General features: G+C 63.9%; 16 protein-coding genes. 6 read left to right on the top strand and 10 right to left on the bottom strand.

Annotated elements, in window-relative coordinates; all coding sequences use genetic code 11:
- Positions 1-33: 33 nt before the first annotated feature.
- The 3 genes from HDE76_RS01975 to HDE76_RS01965 all read right to left on the bottom strand — a co-directional run bounded on the left by HDE76_RS01975 (position 34) and on the right by HDE76_RS01965 (position 2,572).
- The gene (locus tag HDE76_RS01975) at positions 34-735 is read right to left on the bottom strand and encodes a pirin family protein (protein WP_184505123.1); all 702 of its coding nucleotides are present in this window, start codon (positions 733-735) and stop codon (positions 34-36) included.
- Between the two features lie 150 nt (positions 736-885).
- A complete protein-coding gene (locus tag HDE76_RS01970; protein WP_184505121.1) occupies positions 886-1,446 on the bottom strand; it encodes a redoxin domain-containing protein in 561 nt (186 codons plus the stop codon).
- A gap of 58 nt (positions 1,447-1,504) precedes the next feature.
- Positions 1,505-2,572, bottom strand: a complete 1,068-nt coding sequence (locus HDE76_RS01965; RefSeq protein WP_184505119.1) for a transporter — start codon at positions 2,570-2,572, stop codon at positions 1,505-1,507.
- Between HDE76_RS01965 and HDE76_RS01960 the strand changes: the two genes are divergently transcribed.
- A complete protein-coding gene (locus HDE76_RS01960; protein ID WP_184505117.1) occupies positions 2,571-2,714 on the top strand; it encodes a hypothetical protein in 144 nt (47 codons plus the stop codon). The genes HDE76_RS01965 and HDE76_RS01960 overlap by 2 nt on opposite strands.
- A gap of 52 nt (positions 2,715-2,766) precedes the next feature.
- Here the strand turns inward: HDE76_RS01960 and HDE76_RS01955 are convergent, their stop codons facing one another.
- The 4 genes from HDE76_RS01955 to HDE76_RS01940 form a co-directional block, all read right to left on the bottom strand.
- Complete coding sequence (locus tag HDE76_RS01955) at positions 2,767-3,108, bottom strand: DUF2946 domain-containing protein (protein WP_184505115.1); 342 nt, start codon at positions 3,106-3,108, stop codon at positions 2,767-2,769.
- A 167-nt stretch (positions 3,109-3,275) separates the two neighbouring features.
- Positions 3,276-4,283, bottom strand: coding sequence for an NAD(P)H-quinone oxidoreductase (locus tag HDE76_RS01950; protein WP_343205635.1), 1,008 nt, complete (start codon positions 4,281-4,283; stop codon positions 3,276-3,278).
- A 66-nt stretch (positions 4,284-4,349) separates the two neighbouring features.
- Positions 4,350-5,222: an aldo/keto reductase gene (locus tag HDE76_RS01945; protein ID WP_184505113.1), complete on the bottom strand. Its 873-nt coding sequence runs from the start codon at positions 5,220-5,222 to the stop codon at positions 4,350-4,352.
- Between the two features lie 169 nt (positions 5,223-5,391).
- Positions 5,392-6,762: a sorbosone dehydrogenase family protein gene (locus HDE76_RS01940; protein WP_255481377.1), complete on the bottom strand. Its 1,371-nt coding sequence runs from the start codon at positions 6,760-6,762 to the stop codon at positions 5,392-5,394.
- Positions 6,763-6,933: 171 nt separating this feature from the next.
- Here HDE76_RS01940 and HDE76_RS01935 point away from each other — a divergent pair, with 171 nt between their 5' ends.
- Entirely contained in the window at positions 6,934-7,257 is a 324-nt protein-coding gene (locus HDE76_RS01935; RefSeq protein WP_184505111.1) for a hypothetical protein, read from the top strand.
- Between the two features lie 145 nt (positions 7,258-7,402).
- Positions 7,403-8,161 (top strand): ATP-binding cassette domain-containing protein, encoded by a 759-nt coding sequence (locus HDE76_RS01930; protein ID WP_184505693.1) that lies wholly within the window; start codon positions 7,403-7,405, stop codon positions 8,159-8,161.
- A 35-nt stretch (positions 8,162-8,196) separates the two neighbouring features.
- Here the strand turns inward: HDE76_RS01930 and HDE76_RS01925 are convergent, their stop codons facing one another.
- Complete coding sequence (locus HDE76_RS01925) at positions 8,197-9,777, bottom strand: SDR family oxidoreductase (protein ID WP_184505109.1); 1,581 nt, start codon at positions 9,775-9,777, stop codon at positions 8,197-8,199.
- 237 nt (positions 9,778-10,014) lie between these two features.
- On the opposite strand from HDE76_RS01925, the gene HDE76_RS01920 reads away from it, so the two are divergent.
- Positions 10,015-11,274, top strand: coding sequence for an NAD(P)/FAD-dependent oxidoreductase (locus HDE76_RS01920; RefSeq protein ID WP_184505107.1), 1,260 nt, complete (start codon positions 10,015-10,017; stop codon positions 11,272-11,274).
- A 9-nt stretch (positions 11,275-11,283) separates the two neighbouring features.
- Here HDE76_RS01920 and HDE76_RS01915 read toward each other — a convergent pair whose 3' ends face one another.
- Complete coding sequence (locus tag HDE76_RS01915; RefSeq protein ID WP_343205634.1) at positions 11,284-12,153, bottom strand: formate/nitrite transporter family protein; 870 nt, start codon at positions 12,151-12,153, stop codon at positions 11,284-11,286.
- Between the two features lie 99 nt (positions 12,154-12,252).
- A complete protein-coding gene (locus HDE76_RS01910) occupies positions 12,253-13,686 on the bottom strand; it encodes an MFS transporter (RefSeq protein ID WP_343205649.1) in 1,434 nt (477 codons plus the stop codon).
- A gap of 415 nt (positions 13,687-14,101) precedes the next feature.
- Between HDE76_RS01910 and HDE76_RS01905 the strand changes: the two genes are divergently transcribed.
- Together HDE76_RS01905 and HDE76_RS01900 are read left to right on the top strand one after the other, a co-directional pair.
- The gene (locus HDE76_RS01905) at positions 14,102-14,764 is read left to right on the top strand and encodes an ABC transporter ATP-binding protein (protein WP_179476642.1); all 663 of its coding nucleotides are present in this window, start codon (positions 14,102-14,104) and stop codon (positions 14,762-14,764) included.
- Positions 14,757-17,297: an FtsX-like permease family protein gene (locus HDE76_RS01900; protein ID WP_179476641.1), complete on the top strand. Its 2,541-nt coding sequence runs from the start codon at positions 14,757-14,759 to the stop codon at positions 17,295-17,297. Before HDE76_RS01905 ends, HDE76_RS01900 begins: the two co-directional genes overlap by 8 nt.
- Positions 17,298-17,309: the final 12 nt, after the last annotated feature.

Below are 17,309 nucleotides of genomic sequence, written 5' to 3'. Positions count from 1 at the left end.
GCGTTGGTGGCCACCTAACATAGCGTTTCTCGATCAGGCCGAGGCATCAACCAGGACAAGGTCGGTATCTTCCAGCGCCTTGATCCGCAGCACGGGCTCCTGATGAATGGCCGCGCCATCGCGCGTGTGCAGCGTGACGCCGTTGATCTCCACCGAGCCGCGCGACGGCACCAGATAGCCATAGCGATGGTCGCCCAGCGCATAGTCCGTCGACTCGCCGGCCTTCAGCGTGGCGCCGAGCACGCGCGCCTTGGTGCGCAGGGGCAGAGCATCGGCGTCCTGCGCAAAGCCGCTGGCCAGCGCGACGAATTTGCCGGAGCGATCGCCGGCGGGGAACGGTTTGGCGCCCCAGGAAGGCGGCTGCCCGCGCTCGTCGGGGATGATCCAGATCTGGAAGATGCGGGTGGTCTCCGACTCCAGGTTGTATTCGCTGTGGGTGATGCCGCTGCCCGCGCTCATCACCTGCACATCGCCGGCTTCGGTGCGGCCGGTATTGCCCAGGTTGTCGCGATGGGTGATCGCGCCTTCGCGCACATAGGTGATGATTTCCATATCGCCGTGCGAGTGCGGTGGAAAGCCGGTCTGCGCGGCAATCGTGTCGTCGTTCCATACGCGCAGAGCGCCCCAGCCCATGCGCCTGGCGTCGTTGTAACCGGCGAACGAAAAATGATGCTTGGCGTCGAGCCAGCCATGGTTGGCTCCGCCCAAGCTGTCAAACGGTCTGCGTTCAATCACGACATCTCTCCGATAGGTGTTTCGCGCCGGTATCGGCGCCTGCGGCAAAGGTAGGGGTTCCAGCCTTGCGCTTAAATACGCAGCCGGGAAACGGACTGTCACCCAATTGGCCGTTTTTGACGAGGATTGCCGGCCAATGGCCATGAGTCGCTATGGCGAACGGTCAAGCAGCGGCGTAACGATCTGCTCCAGCCGTTCGGGCGTCCATACCGGGTTCTTGTCCTTCCAGCCGTTGTCGACGAGATCGCCGCTGCGATCGATGGTAAAACTGACCGGCAAATGCCAGATGCGGCCATAGCCGGGCACGTGAGGATCGCCCAAGAGCCCCACCGGAAAACTCACGTTCCGTGAAATCGCGCGCACCTGGTCCAGCTCATCTGGGGTGTCGAGACTGAAGCCGAGAACGACCAGCCCATCGCCGGCATGCCGCTGCGCGTAGCGGGAAAGCAGCGGCAGCTCTTCGCGGCATGGACCACACCAGGTGGCCCAGAAAGTCACGATGACGACCTTTCCCTTCAGGTCCTGCGTGGCGATCGACTTGCCGTCGAGCGTGGTCAACCGGATCGGCGGAGCGGGCTGACCCACGACAAGGCTGTTGGCGCTCGCTGCCGTCGACAAGAGCAAGGCGGACACCATCGCGATCAGGCAGCGCGAGATGACGGTTCTCACGCAGCTTGTTGGTCGGGCGGATGGGGTGCTGTTGCTGCGCATGACGTCTCGGGATGATAGCCGCCTGAAAATACAGGCGGCGGCTTTGGATAAACGATCTTCACAACGCCATACTGATTCCAACGGTTCCAGTCCAGCCAGGAAACAGTTGATAGCCCGCCAGATGGCTGTACACCGGCACCTGCACGAAAGCGTACAGCTGCAGCTTTTGGGTGATGCTGGCGCTGATGCCGGGGCTCAGGTAGGCCACCGTGCCCTCGGTATCGGGCTGATCGGCGAAGGCGCCCTGGTCGGCACTTTTGTGCAGCAGATTGAGCTGCAGTTGCGGCACCCAGTCCGCGTGCGCTTCATAGCGTACGCCGATGCTCATCGTGGCCAGATTGCCTGGCCGGTAATTGGCGCCCGCCGCACTCATCCGCTCCGAAACCGCCGCCTGGAACTGGCCGTTGACGAAGCCGTCGAAGTTCTGGCTGATTGGCTGGAAGTAGTAGGCGCCGACGATCAGGTCGGTACTACCGGTACCCGCCTGCAGACTCGAATCCAGCGCCTGACCGGCACCCGGGCCGTTCTTGAATAGCACCGGCGTGCCGACGAAGGTGCCGTCGTCCGTTTCTCCGCCGTAGTTGCCGGTAGGCAATTTGACGCCGAACTGCACGCCGAGATTGTGCGTCGGCAGAAAGCCCTGATAGCTGGCCAGCAGCTTGATGTCGCCGAGGCTGGACACGCTGGCGTTGCTGAGCTGGTCCGGCGCGCTTTCGGCCGGCGTGTACGGCTGCAGCTGGGTGCCGTAGGTATCGTGATCGCGCTTCACGTAGGGAACCAGCAGGCTGATGCCCCAGTCGGCGTTGAAGCGATAGGCGGCGGTGAAATTGAGGTACTGGTTTTTGGTGTTGTGTTCGATTTCACCGCCGCCCAGCGACGGGTCGGATGGCCGATTGACGACTTGCTCGGGGCTGGCGTGGCTGTCGCCGCTGCGCAGTTCGTTCTGATCGATGTACGTGTAATCCATATTGATACGCCAGCCCGATTCGGCGGAATAGCCGGTGGCGGCATCGGTGCTGAGCGTGCAGCCGCACGTGGCGCAGGCCTGTGCCGCGATAGGCAGTAGCGATAGCAGCAGCGCGGCGGGAAGTGACAGCGTTGCCTTGGAACACGATGAGAAATGCATGGGGGAAATCCTTGCCGGCACGGCGCTGAGGCCGCGCATCAATGAGGGCTTCGGCATCTCGCACGACATCGGCGCACGGCCGTCAGCGCAATCGCGCCAGCCGCTTTATGGCCTGGATGTGTGGAGTACCGAGCATGATTAGATCAACGCTCGTTTCGTCGATCGGACAAACGAGGCGTCAAGATCAACTACCGTCAAACGTGCGACGGCGGCCCTCGGGGATGGGCGCTCAGCAGCCGCGGAAGCGGGCCGGCGGGAATGCCCTGTTGAAATAAAGTCTGGGCAGGGAGCAGCAGCGGCGGCAGCGCGAGGCTGACGTCACCCAGAGCCAGCGGACTGTGGCAGAGCAGGCTGCAATAGCCGCATTTGTCCAGCGGCGAGGTCGGCTCCGACGGGCTGTTCGGGTGATGGTCGCTGAGCCCGTGCGGCGTACACCAGCTGCCCATGTCCATCGACATGGCATGGCTCGGCAGCATCTGCGAAACCACGGGCATGCCCACCGTGAGCCACATGGCGAACAGAGCCAGCCATGCCACCCACGTCTGCCGCCTTGTTTTTCGCAATCCCACCATCCCGATCCCGCAAGCCGGTCAATCAAGCGGGCGTAGGATCGCATATTTCTTCCAGCCTCCGGCCTCGGCGATACGCGACATAGCGCCCCATGGCCGCGCTCGGCTCGTCTTATCTCAACGCCTGTCGCGTGTTACCACTCCAGCATGATCTTGCCGATATGCGAGCTGCTCTCCATCAGCCGATGCGCTTTGGCGGCATCGGCTGCGGGAAAGACCTGGTGGATGATCGGCTGCACCTGGCGCGATTCCAGCAGCGGCCAGACAAGGTCATGCAGCGCTTTGGCGATGGCGGCCTTGAAAGCGACGGAACGCATGCGCAGCGTGGAACCGGTAATGGTGAGGCGGCGGCGCATGATCAGGCCGGCATCGATGGTGGCCTTGGCACCACTCAGCGTGGCGATGACTACCAGTCGGCCGTCTTCGGCCAGCAGCTCGATCTCGCGCGGCAGATAGTCGCCGGCGACCATATCGAGAATCACGTCGACGCCCGCACCGTCGGTATGGCGTTTTACCTCTTCGACGAAATCCTGCTCGCGGTAGTTGATGGCGATGGCGCCCAGCTTTTCGCAGGCGGCGCATTTGTCGGCGCTGCCGGCGGTAGCGAAGACGCGATAGCCGAAGGCGTGCGCGAGCTGGATGGCCGTGACGCCGATGCCGCTGGAGCCGCCTTGCACCAGCAGCGACTCGTCCTTGCCGCGACTGCCCTGGCCGAGCAGGCCGCGATCGAAGACGTTGCTCCAGACGGTGAAGAAATTTTCCGGCAGCGCCGCCGCCTCGACCATCGAGAAACCTTTCGGTACGGGCAGACACTGCAGTAGCGGCGCCACCGCATACTCGGCGTAACCGCCGCCGCCGATCAGCGCGCACACCGCGTCGCCACGCTTCAGGCCGAACGGATTGTCGCCATCCAGATCGCCCTCGACCAGTTCGCCCGCCACTTCCATGCCGGGAATGTCGGAGACGCCCGGCGGCGGCGGGTAATGACCCTGGCGTTGAAACACGTCGGGCCGATTGACGCCCGACGCGGCGACCTTGATCAATGCCTCCCCCTTGCCGGGCTTGGGAATGTCGCGCGATCCGAGCTTGAGAACGTCCGGCTCACCGGGGTGCGTAATGTCGATGACTTGCATGGTAGACATAGGGTCTCTCTGACAACGAATAGAATCGAGCGGCGACGCCCGGCGCACGCCGCTGAAAGATACAACTCAGGCGGCGGCTTTCTTGCCCGCTTCGTCGAGCGACTTGAACTCCTCGTCCGATAGCTTGATGCCTACCGCCGCGACGTTTTCTTCCAGATGCGACACCTTCGACGTCCCGGGGATCGGCAGCATCACGGGGCTGCGCTGCAGCACCCAGGCCAGCGCGATCTGGCTCGGCGCGGCGTTGTGCTTCTTGGCAATGGCGTCGAGGACGGAGCCTGGCTTGGCCAAATCACCGGCGGCCAGCGGAAACCACGGGATAAAGCCGATGTTGTGTTCGGCGCAGTAGTCCAGCACCTTTTCGCTGGCGCGATCGACCAGGTTGTACTTGTTCTGGACAGTTGCGACCTTGAAATGCTTGGCCGCGGCTTCGATGTCGTCGATCGACACCTCGCTGAGGCCGGCGTGCGCGATGATGCCATCGTCGATCAGCGATTTGATCGCGGAAAACTGCTCGTCGCGCGGTACTTTGGAATCGACGCGGTGCAGCTGCCACAGATCGATGCGTTCCACGCCGAGATGCCGCAGGCTTTTGTGCGCCTGCTGGATCAGATATTCCGGGCGGCCCACCGGTATCCATTTATCCGCCCCCGTGCGCGTCAGGCCACCCTTGGTCGCGATAACCAAATCCTTATAGGGATGCAGCGCTTCGCGGATCAGCGGTTCGGATACGTCCGGCCCATACGAATCGGCGGTATCGATGAAATTGACGCCCAACTCGGGCAGGCGTTTGAGCGTACCCAGGCATTCGGCACGATCGGCCGGATCGCCCCACACACCCTTGCCGGTGATGCGCATCGCGCCGTAGCCGAGGCGATGAACCTCGAGCTCGCCCCCGATCTTGAATGAACCCGATTGCGATGCGTTGATACTCGACATGGGAAGCCCTCAGTTGGAAATGAAAAGTGGTTTGTCCGGCTGCCGGCGGCAGAGGTGCGCTTGTCCATCTTCTATCTGTGGGCGTATTGCCGGTCGACAACCTTAACCTTCCATGGCACCGACGCCGCCACGTGGGCGACAGTGGCGATTGTCCTGGCCTTGTAGAACGTCAGGGAGATGCGGGAACAGCCGCCGCGGTTCTGCCGGGCTCGCCGGTTGCCGGCGTTACGCGCCATACGATATTGCCCACATCGTCGGCGACCAGCAGCGCACCCTTGCCATCGGTGATCACGCCAACCGGTCGTCCCTGCGCCTGACCTTTGGCGTTGAGGAAGCCGGTCAGTACGTCTTCGGGTAGGCCGGAAGGTTGGCCGTTCTGAAAGGGCACAAAAACGACTTTATAGCCGCTGCGCGGATTGCGGTTCCACGAGCCGTGCTGGCCGACGAAGGCGCCGTTGTCGTAATGCACGGGCAACAAATGCGCGGTGTAAAAGGTGAGACCCAGCGATGCCGTGTGCGGGCCCAGCGCATAGTCGGGCACGATGGCTTTGGCGATCAGGGCGGGATTCTGCGGCTGCGCGCGCTCGTCCACGTGCTGGCCGTAATAGCTGAAGGGCCAGCCGTAGAAGCCGCCGTCCTTCACCGAGGTCATGTAATCGGGGACTAGATCGCTACCGATCTCGTCGCGCTCGTTGACGGCCGTCCACAGCGCGCCGCTTTGCGGTTGCCACGCCATGCCGTTCGGGTTACGCAGGCCGGTGGCGAACACACGCGAGGTGCCGCTGGCGATGTCGAATTCGAGAATGCGCGCGCGATCGTGTTCCACCGCCAGACCGTTCTCGCCCACGTTGCTGTTGGAGCCGACAGTGATGTAAAGCTTGCTGCCATCGGGGCTGGCGATGACGTTCTTGGTCCAGTGATGATTGATCGTGCCGGCCGGCAGATCCATGACCTTGGTCGGCGCCGCCGTAATGGTCGTTTCGCCCGGCACATACGGAAAGCTCAGCAGCGCATCGCTGTCGGCGACGTAAAACGTATGACCGACCAGCGCCATGCCGAACGGCGAGCTGAGGTTTTTCAGAAATACCGTCCGCGTATCGGCGATGCCGCTGCCGTGCGTGTCGCGCAGCAAGGTGATGCGATTGGCACTGGGCACACCGGCGCCTGCGCCGGCCATCACCTTTTTTGCCACCCAGCCCTTGATGCCGCGGCTGTCGTCAGGTTTGGGTGGTGCGTTGGTTTCAGCGACCAGCACATCGCCGTTGGGCAAGGTGTAAAGCCAGCGCGGATGATCCAGGCCCTTGGCGAACGCGTTCACCGACAGACCCGCTGCCGCAACAGGCGCTGCGCCCTCGGGCCAGCCCACCGCTTTGGCAGTCTTCATCGTGGGAAGCAGCGTCTTGTGTGGCGCGGGCAGCTCCGGATGACTGCCCGTGCCATCGCGCACCTGCAGCGTGGCCGTATCGCCGCAGCCGACCAGCATCAGCGCCGTCGACAAGGCCATAGCCGAGGAAACCGCGGTTCGAAAGAAAACACGCATGACCGTACTCCGTTGAGCAAGACGCTAGTGCATACCTTTACCGGGGAATGCTGTGTGAAAACTTAGCGCGGCATGGACACACGCATCACGCGCGACGTGGAGAAATGCCGAACGGCGAGCGCCACCGGCACCGCCTGATTCTCACTTTCATCGCCCGCGTTGGAGCAACTCATGGCTGATCAGAAAAAACTGTTTCTCACCGAACTTCGTCTGTGCGGTGAGTCCAATCACTGGCGCGTTGATGCGCGCTACACCGGCGCAGTAGAACAGGAGGAGGGCGGCGACGACTCCGCCGATCAGCAGGGCGACGGAGAGAAAAAGAAGTCTTCCCAGCCGGAGGAAATCCAGCTGTCGATTCTGGTGCCGGCGGGCGACCGCTCGGTGGTCGATCTGCAGATCGACGCGATGGATCGAGCCATCGCCTTTCTGCAAACCACAGTGAACGCGGCGCGCCAGGAGCAGCTCAACCGATCGGACGCTGCCGTCCGCGAATAGTTCTGCAGGCCGACGCCGCTGGATCAGCCCGCAACGTATTGCCGCGCGTACGCTTTGCGGGCATGGTTGATCGCCTTACAGGTGACCAACGGACCCATCCTTGAACGGTAACGAAAACCTGCTGGCGATCGATCGTGCCAACGTGATGCAAGGCGATCGCCTCGTACTCGACCGCTTGAGCCTGAGCATTGCCGACGGGCAGCACACGGCGATTCTCGGCCCTAACGGATCGGGCAAATCCACGCTGGTGAAGGTGATTGCGCGCCAGCTCTATCCGCTGGCGCAGCGCGATGGCAGCGGCACGGTACGCATCTTTGGGCGCGACCGCTGGAACGTGGCCGAGCTGCGCAGCCTGCTGGGCATCGTTTCCCCGGCGGTGCAGCTGGATTACACCAGCGATACGCCAGTGGAGGTGTTCGATGCGGTGGTGTCCGGTTTCTTTGCGGCGCGCGGCGTCAGCTTTCATCATCAGGTAACCGACGACATGCGTAGCCGTGCGGCAGAGGCGTTGTCGCAAGCCGGCGCGGCGAATTTGATAGGCCGTGACATGGCCAGCCTGTCCACCGGCGAGGCCCGACGCGTGCTGATTGCCCGCGCGCTTGTCCATCAACCGCGTGCGCTGTTGCTGGACGAACCGTGCGCCGGTCTGGATATGGCCAGCCGCCGACGCTTTCTGGAAAGCCTGCGCGAACTGGCGCGCGCAGGCACCACACTATTGCTGGTGACGCATCATGTCGAGGAAATCCTGCCGGAAATCGACCACGTGGTATTGCTGCGCAAAGGGCAGGTGTTTCGACAGGGTTCGAAGGCGGATACCCTGACCGACGACGCCCTGTCCGGCACGTTCGGCATGCCGGTGCAGGCGACGCGGCACGGCGACTACTACGCTGCGGCGCTGGACTGAATCGGCGTCTCGATCGATCCGCGCGCTATGCGTGCTTACCAGTCCGTCGGCTTGTAGTCCTTCAGAAACTGTCCCCACACGTGATTGCCGGTACGCACGCCGTGGACGATCGGATCGACGATGCGCGCCGCGCCGTCGATGATGTCCAGCGGCGGATGAAAACGCTCCTCGATGACTTTCTTTGCCGCCAGCCCGGCCGGATCTTCATCGGTGACCCAGCCGGTGTCCACGCTGTTCATGTGGATGCCGTCGTTGTGGTAGTCGGCCGCGGCGGTGCGCGTCATCATATTGAGCGCGGCCTTGGCCATATTGGTGTGCGGGTGGCGCGTGGTCTTGAAGCTGCGATAGAACTGACCCTCCATCGCGGAGACGTTGACGATGTGCTTGTCCCGCTCCGGCGTGCGCAGCATCAGCGGCTTCAGCCGCGCATTGATGATGAAGGGCGCGATCGCGTTGACCAGCTGCACCTCGAGCAATTCCACCGATGGCACTTCGGCCATCAGCAGACGCCAGGAGTTGCGCTCGCGCAGGTCGATCTGCTGCAGGTCCTGATCGAGTCTGCCGTCGGGAAACAGATGCTGCTGCGCCAGCAGCTCTTCCGGCAGCAGCGGCAGCTGCGAGAGTTCGGCCGCACGGGTGAGGCCGGCCATGCTCGATGCGCCGCCCGTCGCTGCGACGTCGCTCGCTCCGGCCTCGGGCAACAGATGTGCGCCACGCAGCCCTTCGTAATGGCCGACCAGCTGGCGCACGTGCGCCGGCAGATCGTGCAGTGCGGCCGTTTCGCCGTCCATCATGTGGGCGTAGAAATCGGGCGGACGACGTACCGTCTGGCAGGCGTTGTTGATGATGAAATCCAGACGCGGCCGCGTCGTCAGCAACTCGTGGCAGAACGCCTCCACGCTGGGCGTGTGGCGCAGGTCGAGGCCGTAAATCTGCAGCCGGTCGCTCCACTGCGCGAAGTCGGGCTCTTCCGCATAGCGCGCCGCGGAGTCGCGCGGAAAGCGCGTGGTGACGATCAGTTCGGCGCCGGCGCGCAGCAGTTTCAATCCGGCCTGATAGCCGATCTTGACCCGGCCGCCGGTCAGCAGCGCCACGCGTCCGCGCAGGTCGGCCAGCTCGGTGCGCTTGGCGTAGTTGAACGTCGCACAATCCGGGCACAGCTGGTCGTAGAAAAAGTGAATGGCCGAATACCTTTTCTTGCAGACGTAGCAGTGCTGCGGCTCGATCGCCTCACGCGGTTGCGCGGCATCCGCATCGGGCGGCACGTCATGGGGTTCGAAGCCTTCCGGCGCAAACGCGCTGGGCGCGCTGAACACCGGCTTGCGCCGCAGCGCGCGAATGCCGGTCTGGTTGAGCACCTCGTCGTCGGCGCGGATTTTCGACGCGTAATGCGCTTTTTGCCTGGCCTTGAGCTTGATCCGTCGCACCGCCGGATCGGGGTGGTACACGTTGGCTACGGCCTGCTGCAGTCGTGCGCGCTCCTGTGCCGGCAACGCGGCCAGCAGCAGCGGATCGGCCACCAGCGATTCGAGCAGCGCGGTGGCTTCGCGCAGGCGATCGAGCAATGCCGATTCCGTCTCGTCGGAATCGGGCGGGTTGGGCGGGAGGCTGGTCAAGACGTTTTCCGTATTCGTGAGAGGCGCAAGTCATGCCGAACAACGGCGCATTGGTCGACGCCTTGCTGAGGCAGCCGGTTATTTTGCCTGCATTCTCCTGCCAGCGCGCGTGCTCCTGCGAGCTGTCGTATCGTTATCGGTGAACGAGCCGCACACTTCAGCTCTGCTAAAAGGTGCACGAAACACGAATGTCGGCTTGCGTGCTTTTACGTCGAGCTTCATCAACGCGAGGTAATCATGAGCAGCACGACAGCATTGCCACACGTGATCATCATCGGTGGCGGCTTCGGTGGACTGAGCGCGGCGCGTGCGCTGCGTAAGGCGCCGCTGCGTATCACGCTGATCGACCGTACCAACCACCACCTGTTTCAGCCGCTGTTGTATGAGGTGGCGACAGCCGGCCTGTCCGGGCCGGATATCGCGGCGCCGCTGCGGCATATTTTGCGCAGGCAGGCCAACATCACTGTGCGCATGGAAACCGTCACGTCCATCGACGTAGGACAGAAGCGCGTCTCGATGGGCGAAGACGTGATGGCGTACGACTATCTCATCGTGGCTACGGGCTCCAGCCACGCTTATTTCGGCCACGACGACTGGGCCACCGATGCGCCGGGCATGAAGACGATGAACGACGCGCTGGCCATCCGTCGGCATATCCTCAACGCGTTCGAGGCGGCCGAGCGCGAGTCAGACCCGGCGAAGCGTGCGGCGTGGCTCAGTTTTGTGGTGATCGGCGCCGGGCCCACCGGCGTCGAACTGGCCGGTACGCTGGCGGAGATCGCGCATCACACCTTGGCCAACGAATTTCGGGTCGCCGATCCGCATCAGACGCAGATTCATCTGGTCGAAGCGGGCTCGCGCGTGCTGGCCTCGATGCCGGCCGATCTGTCGGCCAAGGCGCAGCGGCAGCTGGAGCAGATGCAGGTGCGCGTGCATCTGAATTCGGCCGTCACCGGCGTCGGCGAGGACCATGTGCAAATCGGTGAGCAGCGCATCGAGGCGCGCACCCTGGTCTGGGCGGCGGGCGTCGCCGCGTCGTCGCTGGGCCGTCAGTTGGATACGCCGTGCGATCGCGCCGGTCGCGTGCAGGTATCGCCCGATCTGTCGCTGCCGCAGCATCCGGAAGTCTTTGTGATCGGCGACTTGGCGCATCTGCAGCAGGATGGCAAACCGGTGCCGGCGCTGTCGCCTGCCGCCAAGCAGATGGGCGCGCATGCGGCGCAGATGATTTGCGAGCGCATGGCCGGCCGCGCCACGCGTGCATTCCGCTACAAGGATTACGGCAGCTTTGCCACCATCGGTCGCGGCAAGGCCGTCGCCGATCTGCGCGGCCTCCATCTGTCCGGGCTCGTTGCGTGGTGGCTGTGGCTTGTCGTGCACATTTTCTTTCTGATCGGCTTCGGCAATCGCATGCTCATCACCACCGGCTGGGCCTGGTCGTATCTCACCTGGCAGCGCAATGCGCGGATCATCGTCGGCGGCGAATCGCGAAAGTAGCGCGCCTGGTTAATCGCCGCCGCTGCGCACCTGCGCATGGCTGATCAGCGCAAAGATGAAACTGCCGCCGACGATATTGCCGGCCAGCGTGGGCAGCGCAAAGCGCAGCGCGTAGTCGGCGAAGCGAATATCGCCCGCGAATACGAGGTAAAGCGACTCCACCGTGCCCACGATGATGTGAGTAAAGCCGCCGATGGCTATCAGGTAGGTCACAATCACGATGATAGCGATCTTGGCTTTCTCGGCCGATGGCAGCAGCCACACTAGGGTGGCGATCAGCCAGCCGGCGAGGATGCCCTTGGTGAACATCTGCAGCGGCGAGTTCTTCATCAGCTCCTTGCCGATATCGGTGAAGGCCGATTGCGTATCGCCGTCGAACTGCTGCAGATGCAGAATGCCATAGGCAAACATCGCGGCGCCGATCAGGTTGCCGATCAGCACGATGCCCCACATCCGCAACAGGGAAGCGAATTTGCGCAGGCTGGGTTCGGTCATCAGCGGCAGCACGGCCGTCATGGTGTTCTCGGTAAACAGCTGCTGCCGGGCCAGGATGACCACGAGATAGCCAAAGCAATAGCCGAAATTTTCTAGCAGAAACCGTCCGGGAAAATCCCTCAGATGCGTGTGCAGCAGGCCTCGCGCCAGCAGCGAAAAACCCATCGACAGGCCGGCCGCCAGCGACGACCAGCCCAGCGCCGCGACGCCGCGCTTGAGCTCGTGCTCGCCTTCGCGGCGGATGATTTCATGCAGCACCGCCGCCCGTGGCGGGCGCTTTTCCTCGACGTCGCCCTGCTCATTGCCGGACAGTGCGAAGCCGTCGCTGGGACCGGCGTCCTCGTTATCGGCTTTGCCGTGTTGAGGGGATGGCTGATCTTTCACGCGCGGGCTCCATTGATGGGCTTCGTCCATCGAGCCGTAGGGCGCTCATGATGAATGGCGCGATGTATCGGCAGCGTCCACGCGCGGGAGGGCAGGGATCTATCTCGGCGCTAGCCGCTGTTTCGGCCGATAACCGCTCAATTCATCACCGGCGTCGTGCGCAAAGCCGGCGTGCCAGCGCATCGAACTAAGCGAGATCAGCGTCACCACGACGAAGGCGATGGAGAAGTCCATCAGATGCGGTTCGGCGTGGTCGCCCACGGCCATGGTCAGCTTCAGGATAAGCGCGCCGCTGCACACGCCCACGGAAAGCATCAGCTGCTGCAGCGTGGTGTACAGGCTGCTGGCCGCGCTGGTGCGCGAGTTGGGTACCGCCTCATAGGCGACGGTGTTGTAGGCGGCAAACTGAAACGACATGAACGCGCCGCAGCAGAACAGCAGGGTGAACATCAGCCAGTCGGGCCAGCCCGGGCGGAAAAACGCGCAGACCGCGTAGCCCAGGCTGGAAAGCATGCCGTTGACCATCATGCCGCGGCGAAAACCTGTCATTCGCAGCAGGCGCGGCGTGACGCTGCGCATCACCAGCGCGCCGAGCGAGGTGGCCAGAATCAGCTTGCCGCTTCTTACCGCCGACAGGCCGAAGCCGATCTGGAACATCAGCGGCAGCAGAAACGGCTGCGCGCCCTGGGTCACGCGCATCAGCGAACCGGAGATCACCGACAGGCGGAAGGAGTCGATCTTCAGCAGCGACAGATCCATCAGCGGATCGGGCCGCCGCTTCGCATGCCAGACATAGGCCGCGCAGGCGGCCGTGCCGATGGCGAGCAGGAGCAGGGCGCGCAGCAGGTCGGCGTTCTGCCCGATCGTTTCGAAGCCGAACAGCAGGCAGCCCAGGCCCACACCGCACAGGGCAAAACCGAGAAAATCGAAGCGCGACGGCGTCGATTCGCTGGGAATCTCCGGCACAAACCGGCGCACCAGCCAGAAGCCGAGCAGGCCGATCGGCACGTTGATGTAGAAGATCCAGCGCCAGCTGAGGTAGCTGACGATGAAGCCACCCAGCGGCGGCCCAATCAGCGGCCCGAGAAACGCCGGCACCAGCGTCCACGACATGGCCGAGACGAGATTGCGCCGCTCCACCGTGCGCAGCAGGATCAGCCGCCCGATCGGCGCCATCATCGCGCCACCGGCGCCCTGCAGCAGTCGCGCACCCACCATCGCGGGCAGGCTGGTCGTCAATGAGCAGACGATTGAACCGGCGACGAATACGCCGATCGCCACGCTGAAAACGCGCCTCGCGCCAAAACGGTCGGCCATCGCGCCGCTGGCCGGAATGAAGATCGCCAGCATCAGCAGGTACGAGGTAATCGCGATGCTCATCGCCGGCGCGGTCACGGCAAAATCGTGCGCCATCGTCGGCAGCGCGGTGGCCAGCACGGTGGCGTCCATCTGCTCCATGAAGATGGCGCAGGCGACAATCAGCGAGGTCACGCGGTAATCGGGAAACACCGGCGCCGAGGGAGCAGGCACCACGGTTTCCTCAAGGGAGGGGCTTGCCACTGAAAATCCTTTGGGCGAGCAGTCAGGCCAGTACGGCGAGCCAGGGGAAGCCAGCCAGACCACTCAAGAAAGCGACGCCCGGTTCGCGCGTCGCAACGCGCCAATTATTCGCCTGCGGGCGAGCCAGGACAAGCGCGGCGCTTGCTCTGCCGGCGAATAGCCTTGAGTGGCGTTGACGCTATCGTCGCGCGAGCGCATCGGCCTGGGGCGAAGTAACGCAGCCGGCACGAGCGCGGCGGGCCAGTAACGTAAGATGCCGAAGGTAAGACAAGATCGCCGATCGTCGGGTTGACGACGTGTCCAAAAAACTTTCTTCGTGTGCCGGTAACAGAGCCAGCGCATTCCTTTCGCCTCCAACCATCGCCTTCCACGCCGAGTTACCTATTCCATGCTGACGGTGACATCGCTACGCAAGGCCGTGCCGGGCGGTAGGGTTCTTTTCCAGGACTTGAATCTGACGGTCCGCAACGGACAGTTTGTCGCCATTACGGGCGAGTCGGGCGTAGGCAAATCGACCCTGCTCAACCTGCTGGCCGGGCTGGACCGAGCAGATGCCGGATCGGTGGTGATCGACGGCACCGCGCTGGAGCTGCTGCAGGACGATGAGCTGACCCGGCTTCGACGCGATCGAATCGGTTTCGTCTTTCAGGCCTTTCACGTGCTGCCGCATTTGGACCTGGCGCACAACGTGGCGCTGCCGCTGGTGCTGCAAAAGGTCGACGCCCACGAGGCGCTGGCGAGAGCGACTGGCATGCTCGAGGCGATCGGCCTGGGCGGAAGGGGCGCGGACTATCCGCGACAACTTTCCGGCGGCGAGTTGCAGCGCATCGCTATCGCTCGCGCCTTGATCCATCGTCCAGGCCTGATTCTCGCCGACGAGCCGACCGGCAATCTGGATCCGGAAACGGCGGCGAAAGTCATGGCGCTGTTTGTCGATCAGGTGCGCGAGGCTGGCGCCTCCGTGGTGCTGGTCACCCACTCGCCGGCCTCGGCAGCGGTGGCTGATCGTGTACTGCACCTCACGCGCGACGGGCTGGTCGAGCATGGGTGAGCGCGGGTCGCTGCCGCTGGTCGCGATGCGCTGGATGATCGTCAGCGAGTGGCGAACGTATCCCTCGCGAATCGCGATCGCGGTGTTGGCCATCGCGCTGGGTGTCGCGCTTGGCTTTGCCGTACATCTGATCAACGGTTCGGCGCTGAGCGAATTCGATCATGCCATTCAGACCGTCAGCGGCGATGCGGATTTGCAGGTCCATGCCACCAGCGCGGCCGGGTTTTCCGAGGCGCTCTATCCGCAGATGGCGCACGTGTCGGGCATCGCCAAGGTCAGCCCGGTGGTCGAACTGCATGCTCAGGCGCAGGGTCATGCCGCGCTGACGATCCTGGGCCTGGACGTTCTCAGTGCGGCGGTGGTCACACCGCGATTGCTGGGACGCCGCAGCGACGGCCAGCATGATCCGAGCGACTTTTTCAGCGACAGCGCGATTTTTCTATCAGCGGCCGCCATGCAGGCCAGCGGCCGGCGCGTGGGGCAGTCGATCGACATCACGTCGATGGGGCACAGCGCCAGTTTTCGCATCATCGGCGACCTGCCGGGTATCCCGGCGGGTCAGGCCATCGGGGTGATGGATATTGCCGCGGCGCAGTGGCGTTTCGGTCAGCTCGGCAAGCTGCAGCGGCTGGACTTTCGCCTCGCGCCTGATGCGGATCGGGCGCAGCTTTCATCGGCACTGGCATCGCGCTTGCCACTTGGCGCGGAGATCGTGACCCGGCATAACGAGGAGACGCGCAGCGATAGCTTATCGCGCGCGTATCGCGTCAACCTGGACATGCTGGCGCTGATGGCGCTGCTGACCGGCGGATTTCTCGTGTACTCGGCGCAATCGCTTTCGGTGGCACGCCGACGCCCGCAGTTCGCGTTGATCCGGGTGCTGGGGCTGGAGCGCCGTAGCCTGGTGGCGCAGATTTTTCTGGAGGCGCTGGTGGTTGGTGCTGTGGGGGCACTTGGCGGGCTGCTCCTAGGCCTCGGATTGGCCGCGGCGGCGCTGCATCTGTTGGGGAGCGATCTCGGCGGCGGCTACTTCAGCGGCGGCGTGCCGCATCTGAGTTTTGCGCCGGGCGCTGCCATTGCTTTCGGCGCGCTTGGTGTGGCCGCTTCGCTGGTGGGCGGCCTGCTGCCGGCGCGCGACGCAGCGCGCAGCCAACCGGCGCTGGCGCTGAAAAATCTCGGCGATGCAATCGATCCCCGCGTCCATCCACGCATCCGGCTCGCCTTGCTGTTGGTGGTTCTGGGCGCGGCAGGAAGCCTGGCGCCGGCGGTGAACGGGCTGCCGATCTTTGGCTATGCGTCGATGGCGCTGCTGCTAGCTGGCGGCATCGCCATGATGCCTTGGTTGGCAAGAACGCTGCTGTGGATTTTTCTACGGCGACCGATAAGCAACGTATCACTGTCGTTGGCGATACAGCGACTGTGGGGCGCGCCGTCGCAGGCGGCGCTGGCGCTGAGCGGTATCGTTGCTTCCACCAGCCTGATGATTGCCATGGCCGTCATGGTGGTGAGCTTTCGCGGTTCCGTGGAGGCCTGGCTGTATCAGGTGCTGCCGGCCGATCTCTACCTGGCGCTAGACGACAGCGGCGTCGGCGGCGGGTTCGATGCGGTGACGCAAAACAACATGCGTCACGTGGAGGGCGTGGCCTGGATGGGTTTTATGAAAGAGACGCCGCTGCGGCTCGCGCCGGACAAACCCGACGTATGGCTTATTGCGCGCACCGTCGACGGCCCCGCCGGCGGTCTGCCGCTGCTGAGCCCTGGCCTCGCCGTGCCGCCCAACGACATTCCGGTATGGGTTTCGGAACCGGCCGCGGGCATTTACGGCATCCATCCGGGCGACCATTTGGTGCTGCCCATCGCCGGGGTCACGCCGCGCGTTTTTGTCGCGGGAATCTGGCGCGACTACGGGCGTCAGCAGGGTTCCATCGTGATCGATAGCGATACCTACACGCGCCTGACCGGTGATGCTCGTCGCAGCATCGCGTCGGTTGCCTTGAAGAAAGGCGCGTTGGCCGATGCGGTGATCGCCCGTCTGCGCGCGGTGCTGCCCGCCGGGGTGGCAGATCATCTGAGCGTGAGCCGATCGCAGGAGATTCGCAGCAAGGGCATTGCCGCGTTCGATCGCAGCTTCGCCATCACCTATCTGCTCGAAGCGATTCCGATTCTGGTCGGTCTTATCGGCGTGGCCGCGACCGTCTCCGCGCAGACGCTGGCCCGAATCAAGGAGTTCGGCATGCTGCGGCACATCGGCGTGTTGCGTCTTCAGATCGTGGCGATGCTGATCGCCGAGGGCGCGCTGCTGGGAGCGATCGGCGGGATCGCCGGCATCGGCCTTGGGCTGGCCATGAGCCAGATCCTGATCCGCGTGGTCAATCCGCAGTCGTTTCACTGGACCATGGATACACGCATTCCCTGGCTGCTTTTTATCATCGTGATCGTTGCGCTGATCGTTGCCGCCGGCGGCACGGCGCTGTTCGCCGGACGGCGTGCGCTGTCGACCGCGGCGGTGACTGCGGTGCGGGAGGACTGGTGATGATCCGGCGGC

This window comes from Rhodanobacter sp. ANJX3, from assembly GCF_014200755.1.
GTDB lineage: Bacteria > Pseudomonadota > Gammaproteobacteria > Xanthomonadales > Rhodanobacteraceae > Rhodanobacter.
Note: the sequence above shows the minus strand (reverse complement) of the source record. Positions and strands in the feature narration are given on the sequence as shown.

Excerpts from the sequence above, each read along its gene's own strand:
- HDE76_RS01930 (WP_184505693.1), top strand. The coding sequence starts at position 7,403 with ATGCAAGGCGATCGCCTCGTACTCGACCGCTTGAGCCTGAGCATTGCC.
- HDE76_RS01940 (WP_255481377.1), bottom strand. The coding sequence starts at position 6,762 with ATGCGTGTTTTCTTTCGAACCGCGGTTTCCTCGGCTATGGCCTTGTCG.
- HDE76_RS01950 (WP_343205635.1), bottom strand. The coding sequence starts at position 4,283 with ATGTCTACCATGCAAGTCATCGACATTACGCACCCCGGTGAGCCGGAC.
- HDE76_RS01960 (WP_184505117.1), top strand. The coding sequence starts at position 2,571 with ATGGGGGAAATCCTTGCCGGCACGGCGCTGAGGCCGCGCATCAATGAG.
- HDE76_RS01945 (WP_184505113.1), bottom strand. The coding sequence starts at position 5,222 with ATGTCGAGTATCAACGCATCGCAATCGGGTTCATTCAAGATCGGGGGC.
- HDE76_RS01905 (WP_179476642.1), top strand. The coding sequence starts at position 14,102 with ATGCTGACGGTGACATCGCTACGCAAGGCCGTGCCGGGCGGTAGGGTT.
- HDE76_RS01920 (WP_184505107.1), top strand. The coding sequence starts at position 10,015 with ATGAGCAGCACGACAGCATTGCCACACGTGATCATCATCGGTGGCGGC.
- HDE76_RS01970 (WP_184505121.1), bottom strand. The coding sequence starts at position 1,446 with ATGCGCAGCAACAGCACCCCATCCGCCCGACCAACAAGCTGCGTGAGA.
- HDE76_RS01935 (WP_184505111.1), top strand. The coding sequence starts at position 6,934 with ATGGCTGATCAGAAAAAACTGTTTCTCACCGAACTTCGTCTGTGCGGT.
- HDE76_RS01900 (WP_179476641.1), top strand. The coding sequence starts at position 14,757 with ATGGGTGAGCGCGGGTCGCTGCCGCTGGTCGCGATGCGCTGGATGATC.
- HDE76_RS01965 (WP_184505119.1), bottom strand. The coding sequence starts at position 2,572 with ATGCATTTCTCATCGTGTTCCAAGGCAACGCTGTCACTTCCCGCCGCG.